This window comes from Streptomyces sp. NPDC000880, assembly GCF_053599675.1.
This window is the reverse complement of record NZ_JBSFMS010000187.1, coordinates 1-9,489: the sequence shown is the minus strand read 5'-3', so window position 1 is coordinate 9,489 and position 9,489 is coordinate 1. Positions and strand designations below refer to the sequence as shown.

The 9,489-nt window shown below is 68.6% G+C and carries 6 protein-coding genes; 1 reads left to right on the top strand and 5 read right to left on the bottom strand.

Going from position 1 to position 9,489, the window contains the following annotated elements; translation table 11 throughout:
- Positions 1 to 205: 205 nt before the first annotated feature.
- The 4 genes from ACWDO5_RS33935 to ACWDO5_RS33920 all read right to left on the bottom strand — a co-directional run bounded on the left by ACWDO5_RS33935 (position 206) and on the right by ACWDO5_RS33920 (position 6,427).
- Entirely contained in the window at positions 206 to 1,549 is a 1,344-nt protein-coding gene (locus tag ACWDO5_RS33935; RefSeq protein WP_450534407.1) for a (Fe-S)-binding protein, read from the bottom strand.
- Between the two features lie 72 nt (positions 1,550 to 1,621).
- Positions 1,622 to 2,803, bottom strand: coding sequence for an FAD-binding oxidoreductase (locus tag ACWDO5_RS33930; RefSeq protein WP_450534406.1), 1,182 nt, complete (start codon positions 2,801 to 2,803; stop codon positions 1,622 to 1,624).
- 2 nt (positions 2,804 to 2,805) lie between these two features.
- Complete coding sequence (locus ACWDO5_RS33925) at positions 2,806 to 4,254, bottom strand: FAD-linked oxidase C-terminal domain-containing protein (protein ID WP_450534405.1); 1,449 nt, start codon at positions 4,252 to 4,254, stop codon at positions 2,806 to 2,808.
- Between the two features lie 448 nt (positions 4,255 to 4,702).
- Positions 4,703 to 6,427 (bottom strand): L-lactate permease, encoded by a 1,725-nt coding sequence (locus ACWDO5_RS33920; RefSeq protein ID WP_450534404.1) that lies wholly within the window; start codon positions 6,425 to 6,427, stop codon positions 4,703 to 4,705.
- Positions 6,428 to 7,128: 701 nt separating this feature from the next.
- On the opposite strand from ACWDO5_RS33920, the gene ACWDO5_RS33915 reads away from it, so the two are divergent.
- Positions 7,129 to 7,662: a hypothetical protein gene (locus tag ACWDO5_RS33915; RefSeq protein WP_450534403.1), complete on the top strand. Its 534-nt coding sequence runs from the start codon at positions 7,129 to 7,131 to the stop codon at positions 7,660 to 7,662.
- A 114-nt stretch (positions 7,663 to 7,776) separates the two neighbouring features.
- Here the strand turns inward: ACWDO5_RS33915 and ACWDO5_RS33910 are convergent, their stop codons facing one another.
- Positions 7,777 to 9,309 (bottom strand): SpoIIE family protein phosphatase, encoded by a 1,533-nt coding sequence (locus tag ACWDO5_RS33910; RefSeq protein WP_450534402.1) that lies wholly within the window; start codon positions 9,307 to 9,309, stop codon positions 7,777 to 7,779.
- Between the last annotated feature and the right edge of the window lie 180 nt (positions 9,310 to 9,489).

Sequence of the window (9,489 nt, the reverse complement as noted above, 5' to 3'; positions counted from 1 at the left end):
CACGCGATCGGCCCTGGGCCTGGTCTAACGGCTCCCGCAGTGGGCCGTCTCGGCGCGCGTACGCGAGGGCGGCACTGGGGACATGGGTGCAGTCGTGTCCCGGTGCCGCCCCCGCTGTGGGCGCTGCCCGGCCTCGGATGGAAGGGTCGGCCAGGCGGCTGACGGCAGGCGTTCGAAGGGAAAGGCCTGCCGGGCAGCCTGCTGGTCAGCCGGCTTCGGCGAGGGGCTCATCAAGGGGGTTGACGCCTCGAATGGATGCGTCGACCAACTGGACGGGGTGGACCAGGGGGATGCCCTGGTCGATGTAGCGGCGGATCTGCAGCAGGCAGCCCGCGTTGGCGGTGGCGATCACGTCGGGGCGCGCGTCGTGGATGTTGGCCGCCTTGCGCCGGCCCAGTTCCTCTGCCTTTTCGGGCTGGACCAGGTTGTAGATGCCGGCCGATCCGCAGCAGATTTCCGCCTCGGCGATGTCGGCGACCTCCAGGCCGGGGATGGCTGCCAGAATCTGGCGGGGCTGGGAGCGGATGCTCTGGGCATTGGATAGGTGGCAGGCGTCGTGATAGGCGACGCGTGTGGCGATGGGGTGACGCGGAGCCAGCGGCGGTAGTTCGGCGAGGAGTTCGTTGATGTCGCGGACGCGGGCGGAGAACGCGGCCGCCCGCTCGCGGTAGTCGGGGTGGTCGGCCAGCAAGTCGCCGTACTCCTTCAGGGTGGAGCCGCATCCGGCGACGTTGGCAACGACGACGTCGAGGTCGTAGCGCTCGAACATGTCGATCGTGAGCCGGGCCCGCTCCAGTCCGTCCTCTTCCTGGCCGGCATGCACGCTCAGTGCGCCGCAGCACTGCCGGTCCTGTGGGATGTAGACATCGCAGCCTTCTGCGGCCAGCACGCGGACGGTCGCTGCGTTGACGTCGCCGAAAAACACTCGCTGTGCACAGCCGGCCAGCAGTCCCACGCGCAGCCTGGCGGGTGAGGTGGCCGCAACGAAGGAGGGCGAGCGGCGGAAGAGATCCCGAAGCCGGACTGGGGGCAGTAGGGCTTCCAGAGCCTGGAGGCGGGCGGGCAGCCGCTGGATGAGCCCGAGCCGCTTGAGCAGGGAGCGGATGCCGAGCTTTTGATAGGCGATTCCCCCGAGGGCGGCGACGCGGAGGCGTCCGGGGTAGGGGAAGAGCTTGAATATCAGGCCGCGGAAGAGCCGGTCGAGGGGCTGGCGGGGGACGTTGCGCTCGATCTGTGGGCGCACGGCCTCGATGAGCCGGTCGTACTGGACACCGGAGGGGCACGCGGTGGTGCAGGCCAGGCAGCCTAGGCATGAGTCGATGCGGGAGCTGAAGGCGTCGTCGAGGGGGATCTCGCCCTGCGCCGCGAGGTCCATCAGGTAGATGCGGCCCCGGGGGGATTCCATCTCCTCGCCGGTGATGAGGTAAGTCGGGCACGTCGGCAGACAGAAGCCGCAGTGCACGCAGTCGGCGAGGAGTTCCTTGGATGGTGCGTGGTGGTGGTCGAAGGAACCCGACCCCTCCTGCGACTCGTTGGTGATTTCACTCATGGCTTCTCCATAGACATCGGGGTGGTGCGGGGCCCGGCAGCGATGCTCAACGGTCCATGCCGGGCGGGGTGTTCACAGCCATGGCGCGAGGCGGCCGGGGCCGAAGCGGGCGGCCGGGTCGAACTGCCGCTTGATGGCGCGCAGGACGGATACGGCCGCAGGGGGCGGGCCCCATACATCAGTACCGGCGGGCAGGCCGTCACGGCGGCGGACCGTCACGGTGGCGCCGAGGCCGATGGCTTCGGCCCGCAGGTCGGTGAGAAACCGGGCATGGGCCGCGGGGTCCCCGGCGGGGATCCGGATGATGTGCACGCCCACGCCCACGCTGCTGGTGGTCTCGAGGTTCAGACGGTGGCGGGCGGCAAGGTCCGTGGCGGTGGTGATGACCCTGGGCCCGTGGCTGGGCAGGCCGCCGATCCGCAGCGTGGTGTCACCGGCCAGGCCCAGCGTGACGTGGTCGATGGTGTCCCACAGCGTGACCTGGGCATCGCCCCAGTGTGCCTCGGTGGGGGTGTCAGCGAGGTCGGAGACGGCCCTGAGCCGGGCCTCGACTCCTTCGGTACTTCCTTCGAAGCGCACCAGAAGATGGCCGCCGCACCATTCCAGGGCGGCGGGTTCCAGGGCGGCGGCGATGATACGGCCGCTCAGCGCGTTGCCGTCCGCGACGGCACAGGGCACGCGGACTGTGGCGCTGGTGCGGGGCAGCGGGTGCAGCCGCAGGACCACCTCGGCCAGGACGCCGAGTGTGCCGAGCGAGCCGAGGAAAAGCTTGGCCAGGTCGTATCCGGCAACGTTCTTGATGACGTGTCCGCCGGAGCGGGCCACGGTGCCGTCGTGCAGGACGATCGTCGCACCGATGACGAGGTCGCGCAGGGTGCCGTAGGTCTGCTGGGCGGGCCCGCCGTCCGCTGTGGCGATCAGACCGCCCACGGTTGCCCCGGCGTTGACGCGCGCGGCATCGAAGGCGACGCGCTGTCCCTTGTCCGCCAGCACTGACTGGAGGTCGGACATGGGTGTGCCGGCCCGGACCGCGACGGTCATGTCTGTGGGGTTGTAGCGGATGATGCCCGCAAGCCGGCCGGTCTCCAGAACGACGTCGGCCTGGGCGGCCGGGGCACCCCATCCTGCGGCGGTGCCGGCACCGCGGATAAGGACCTTGGGGTGACTTGTCACCGTGTCGGCGAGCGTGCCTGCCAGTTCCGCCAGAGTGGTGGGGCTCAGGTGCAGCTGGGGCTGAGTGGTTGCCTCCATCATCGTCAGATCCGTTCGATCAGGCCGGCTGTTTCCAGCGGGTGGGGGCGGTAGGGGCCGGGGCGCTCGCCGCACAAACGGGGGGTGGGCAGCAGCTTGCCCGGGTTGCACAGGTCGTGCGGGTCGAGCGCGGTGCGCAGCAACCGCATGGTGTCGAGGCTGGCGGCGTCGAACTGGCGCGGCATGGAGCAGGCCTTGTCGGTGCCGATACCGTGCTCTCCCGACAGCGAGCCGCCCAGGTCCACGCACAGCTCCGCGATGGAAGTCGACAGGTGCTCGGCGCGGTCGTGCTCGCCGGCGGCCTCGCTGTAGAGGACCAGGGGGTGCAGGTTGCCGTCGCCGGCGTGGAAGACGTTGGCCACGCGCAGTTCGGCATCCGCGGCGAGCTCGGCGATCCGGGCCAGTGCTTCCGCGAGGCGGGTGCGCGGCACGACGCCGTCCTGGACGAAGTAGTTGGGGCTGATCCGGCCGACCGCCGCGAAGGCCGCCTTGCGGCCTTTCCAGATCATGGCGCGCTCCACGGTGTCCGATGCGATGCGCAGGTGGGTGCAGCCCCGAGCGCGGCACAGTCGCTGGATCTCGGCGAACTGTGCGGCCACCTCCTCCTCGGGGCCGTCGACTTCCACGATCAGCGCGGCGGCGGCGCTGCGGTTGTATCCGGCGGAGACGGCGGCCTCGACTGCCTCGATGGCCAGGGCGTCCATCATCTCGATCGCGGCCGGGACGATGCCGGCGGCGATGATGTCGGTGACGGTCTCGCCGGCGTCCTCCAGTGAGTCGAAGTCTGCGACGAGCGTGCGCAGCGAGGCCGGTTTGGGCAGCAGCCGTACTTCGATCTGAACAGCGATACCGAGGGTTCCCTCGGAGCCGATGAAGGCACCCAGCAGGTCGTAACCTGCCTGGTGCGGTGCGTCCGAGCCGAGGCGGGTGAGCGTGCCGTCAGGCAGCACCACGTCGATGGCGTGGATGTGGTGCACGGTGAAGCCGTACTTCAGGCAGTGTGCTCCGCCGGAGTTCTCGGCCACATTGCCGCCGATCGTGCAGACCTGCTGGCTGGAGGGGTCCGGAGCGAAGTACAGGCCGTGCTCGGCTACGGCACGGCTGATGTCCGCATTGGTGACGCCGGGCTCGACCACGGCGCGCCGGTTCTCGGGGTCAATCTTCACGATGCGTCGCAGCCGCTGCAGTGAGATGACGACTCCGTCAGCGACGGGCAGGGCCCCGCCCGACAAGCCTGTACCGGCACCGCGGGCAACGAACGGGATTTCCTGGCGGGCGCAGATGACCACACACTCCGCCACCTCGGCCGCAGTGCGGGGCAGCAGGACGAGGGACGGGATCACGCGATAGCCGGTCAGCCCGTCACATTCGTACGAGCGCAGGCCGGCCGGGTCGCTCACCACTCCCTCTGCGCCGAGCAATTTCTCGAACTCTGCGAACACCAATGCTGTCAACACTCGTCCTCCCACTGTCCCTTGGGCGCGTGTTCTGCAACCCCGCGCAGGCCCCGGCTCCTGGGCCGCTCGCTGCCGGCCGGGCTGTCCCCCGGCCGACGGCCGACGCCTTGCGTGTCAGTGCACAAGCACTTCAGAGAAGCCCGGCCCATAACTGACTTGAATCTAAGTTGTATTTCAATACGTTCGCTGTCAAGACGTGAGTTCAGAAGCCTTGAACTTGCCTTGTGATATAGGAAGTTGACCCATGCGGAGCCCACATCCGAGCCTGCCGCAAGGCATCAGGAACCGCTCGACACCGGTCCGGAATGGACAGCGGGGCGCGACTGGTCACCGGCTCATACAGCGGCCGGGCAGGGCCGTACTGCCCCGGCGGAGCGGGCTTGACGCCCGCCCTCGCCGGGGAGTTGTGCCGCGATCTGCTGTCCGCGGCACAGCAGATCGCGGATCACGGCACCATCCACCCCAGAACGCCGCCCGCCTGCAGGAACACCAGCAGGCACAGCACCAGAAGGAATCCCAGACTCCAGCCGACGACCTTGCGCAGCAGGTCGCCTTCGCGTCCGTGCAGGCCGGTGACAGCGGCCGCGATCGCAAGGTTCTGCGGTGAGATCATCTTCCCGATCACTCCGCCCGAGCTGTTGGCTGCGGCCAACAACAGCGGGTCCAGGCCGGCCTGTTGGGCGGCGGTCACCTGCATGGAACCGAACAGCGCATTGGCCGACGTGTCCGACCCGGTTACCGCCACACCCAGCCAACCCAGGATGGGCGACAGGAAAGCGAACGCCCTGCCCGCCCCGGCCAGCCATTGGCCGATCGCGGTCGTCTGCCCGGACAGGTTCATCAGGTAGGCCAGGCCCAGGACGCACGCCACCGTGAGCATCGCCATGCGCAACTGACGGACCGTGTGGCCGTACGTCTGCAGTGCCTTGCCGGGACTGAGTCCCAGGATCGGGACGACCAGCAGGCCGCAGATGAGCAGGAGCGATCCGCTGGAGGCCAGCCAGTCGAGCTTGAAGGTCGCGGAACTGGCGGGCGCACCCTGCGCGGTGAGCACATCGAGGCCCGGCCAGGCGAACAAGACCGTCGTCTTCTCCAGCAGATGCTTGACCGGAGCGACCTGAGCCAGCGAGAACACTGCGATGATCACCATGTACGGCGCGTACGCGCGGATGGTGTCGGGATCCCAACGCCCCTGCCTCGGCGCCGTCGTGGGGCGCACGGCAAGCGATACCCGCTCCCCGTCCACCCCCGCCTCGACCTTATGGGCCAGCAGGGCGGCCTCGCCGACTCCGGCCGCAACCTCCTCGTCCGACGAGGACTTGGCAGCCACCACCGTTCCCGGCCGCCAGCGGCGCAGCAGCACCACCAGGGCCGCAGTGGCGGCCAGCGATGCAATCACGTCGGTGAGCTGGGCCGACAGATAGTTGGAGGCCGCGAACTGGGCGATGGCGAAGACGACACCGACCACGAGCGCTGCCGGCCATGCCTGCTTGACCCCGCGCCTGCCGTCCACGATGAGGACCAGCACCAGGGGCACCACCAGCGCAAGCACGGGAGTCTGCCGCCCCACCATCATCGACACGTCTTGGACGGGCAGATGAGTCAGTGAGGCCAGCGTGGTGATCGGCGCAGCCATGGCACCGAAGGCCACCGGGGCGGTATTCGCAACCAGTGCCGCCGACGCCGCCTTCATCGGCTTCAAGCCGACCGCGATCAGCATCGCCGAGGTGATGGCCACCGGTGTACCGAACCCGGCCAGCGCCTCCAGCAGGCCGCCGAAGCAGAACGCGATGACCACCACCTGGACCCGCAGATCGGGCGAGACCGAGCAGATGGAACGGCGCAGTACATCGAAGTGCCCGGTCGCGACGGTCATGTTGTAGATCCAGATCGCGTTCACGACGATCCACATGATCGGAAACAGACCGAAGGCTGCGCCGGCAAGAACCGAGTCGGCCGCCATGACCACCGGCATACCGAACCCTGCGGAAGCAACAACGAGCGCGCAGGCCAAGGCGGCGAGAGACGCCCAGTGGGCCCTCAGCCTCACGACCCCCAGGAGCACGAACAGGACGATCAGCGGCACAGCGGCCGCGAGCGCCGACAGCGCGGACGAATCCGCGACGGAGTTGAGCACGGGCTGAAACGCAGAGCCCGACGAGCCGATCATGGCACACCCTCCGAATAGTTCCACTATGCGGAATCTCTAGTTCACTGGACGGAAACATATGGCTGACCAGGCACCCCGTCAAGACACAACTGAGATACAAGTCGTCCTCACATTTCCGACACGATGCATCTCAATTGACGCAAAGCACCCCACACCCCTGGCGAACTCCGCGCAGTGCGACAGGCCGCGCAGTCCGGTGCCGAACCAAGGCGCCCCCGCCTCGCGGCCTTACGCGCGCAGTCCCACTTGACGGAACTGTCGGACTCCTACAGGAAGGTCATCTTCCAGAACGGTGCCGTGAACCTGCGTGCCGCCGACTCGATCGAGTAGCTCGCCGAGCTGGTCACCCGCATCGAGAACGCCCCCGCGTCTGACCGTCGTTGTATTCGAGAGTGCAAACCAGACTTCTTCATCGCCCACTGGAACTTCCTGGCCGACCGGACGCGAGTCGGCGCCACGAACGCCCGCCCCGACCGGCCTGCACCCGTATCTGTACAAGGTTGTCCGCCTCAGCCGGGGCCCAGCCGTGACCATCTCCTCGATCGGTGGGCGGGTCCGTGGAGCGGGGAGCTGGTTCGTTCTCGCCACGGACATTCGGTTTGCTGGCGAGAAGGCAATCCTTGGCCAGTTCGAGGTCGGGACGGCTCCATTCTCGGCGGCGGGCCCATGGCCCGGCTCGCACAACTGGTCACGGTCTGCGCATGAAGATCCAGGCCAAGGACTGTGCCCAGGGCGGGATCTTCCAGATGGAGCCCAGCCGCGGTGACGGTAGCCGCACTCGTATCGTGCACCAGCTCGCCAACGGAGCCTTCTACTTCGACAACCCCAACTTCCGTGCGCACCTGGGCGAGTACCTCGGATCCGGATGCCAGGACGTGCAGACCGGACCCGCGTCGGACACCTGCGTGCGGGTCACTCCGCGGGTCAACATCGCCAGCGACGCCGCACCGAAGCCCGACTTCACCAACACCCTGGGGCTTGCCGAGACGCAGGATCATTGCGGCGCAATGAGCATCTGGGACGTCGCAAGTGGCGGCCGGATGGGCATGGTCACCGGCGAGGACGCCACCGAGGTGGCCAACCCGCCCACCAACTGCACCAGCAATTGCCAGGCGCGGAACCAAGCACAGGGCAGCCTGGCCAACCTCGGTTTCCCGACCCCGGTACCGGCGAAAAGCCGGCTGACGGCCCGGACCTCCACCGACGGGCTGTCCGCCCCACTCACCGCACCGTAACGGTCGGCGCAATGCGGTTCGAGCCGATCGCGCCGGACGGCTCGGACCGCGCGCCCGGAGAATCTGAGCGGTCAAGTCCGGCCTGAGCGCGGCCCCTTCGCCCCCACAGAGCTCTCAGGCCACGGGCGGCTGTGTGCCGTCGCGGCTGAGCCCGGAGGGTAGGACTCGGGCGACGAGCAGCGCGACGTCGTCGTGGTCGCCGGGATGGCGCAGGGTGTACAGGAGCAGCTCGCAGGTTTCGTCCAGGGAGCGGTGGGGGTCGTCCAGGAGGCCGAGCAGGGTGTCCAGGCATGCGTCGATGGGCTGGTCGCGCCTCTCGACCAGCCCATCGGTGTAGAGGACGAGCTGATCGCCCGGCTGCAGGGCGAGGGTGGTGGTGTGGAAGTCGACCCCGCCGACGCCCAGCGGGGTTCCGGTGGGAAGCTCGAGCAGCTCACGCTTTCCGTCAAGGCGGAGGAGGGCTGGGGGCAGGTGGCCGGCGAGGGAGATACTGCACTGCGCGCTGTGCGGATCGTAGGCGGCGTAGACGCAGGTGGCGATCGTGTCCTGCTCCAGGTCCTCGGTGATGTGGTCGAGTTGCTGGAGGACCTGAGCGGGGTCGAGGTCGAGGCCGGCCAGGGTGCGGGTGGCGGTGCGGAGCTGGCCCATGGTGGCGGCGGCGCTGACGCCGCTGCCCATGACATCACCGACGACGAGGGCGGTCTTGTCGCGGTCGAGCGCAATGACGTCGTACCAGTCGCCGCCGATCTCGCTGGCCGCCTGGGCCGGCTGGTACCGGGAGGCGACAGCCAGCCCCGGCCGCTGTGGTGGCGAGCGGGGTAGCAGGCTGCGCTGGAGGGTGAGCACAGTGCGGTGTTGTTCCTGGACGGCACGGTGCCGCTCGGTGACGTCCACGCTGGAGCTCACCACCCCCAGCACCTTCCCGTTGGGCGCTTCGAGCCGGTGGAAAGAGATCGACCAGGCGTGCTCGTTGTCCGGGTCGGCTGGGGTGCGGCCGACGGTGTACTGGTCCAGGACCGGGGTGCCGGTGGCCAAGACATTGCGCATCGTCGCTTCGAAGGACTCGTCCAAGAAGGGCAGCACCTCATGGACGTGCCGGCCCACATGCTCGGCGGCAGGCACGCCGTTCATCCGCTCCTCCGCTGGGTTGACCGAGACGTACCGAAGGTCGGTGTCCAGTACACCCAGTCCGATCGGCGACTGGGACACCAGGCGGGCGGACAATGCCAGGTCCCGTTCGACCTGCCGTAGCGTTGCCTGATCCGTGGCCAGACCCAGGGCGTAGTAGTCCCGCTGGTCGTCCTGCAGCCGCATGTTGCGGAACTCCACCAGCCGCGTGCTGCCGTCCTTGTGTCGGACGGGGAAGACTCCGGCCCAGGTGCCGCCGCCTTCCATAACGTGGGCGAACAGGTCCAGGACGGCCTCCTGGTCCTCCTCTTGAATCAGCAAGCGGCCCGCGAACTCTCCGAGAGCCTCCTCGGCGCTGTAGCCGAACAGGTCCTCGGCCTGCGGGCTCCAGAGATCGATCCTGCCCTCGGCATCGAGGAGAACGGCCGCCACGCTCAGCACATCGAGGAGGCCACCAGACGCGGTCGGAGCGACGCCCGTGGTGTCGGTACCGGCCCGGAAGGACTCGGCTGCACACATTCCCAGGCCCTCCTCACTGCACGCGCCGGCACCCAGTGGTGTCGGCCGCCGACCCGAGCCCGCGGCTCGGTTTGCGTGGCTCTGCCTCCCCCATCGTCTCCCTCCAAGGGCCGCTTCCGCAGATATAAGCAGTCGCGAGCCCGGCAGCCGGCGACTCGGCTGCCTGAGAGGGCCCCCTCC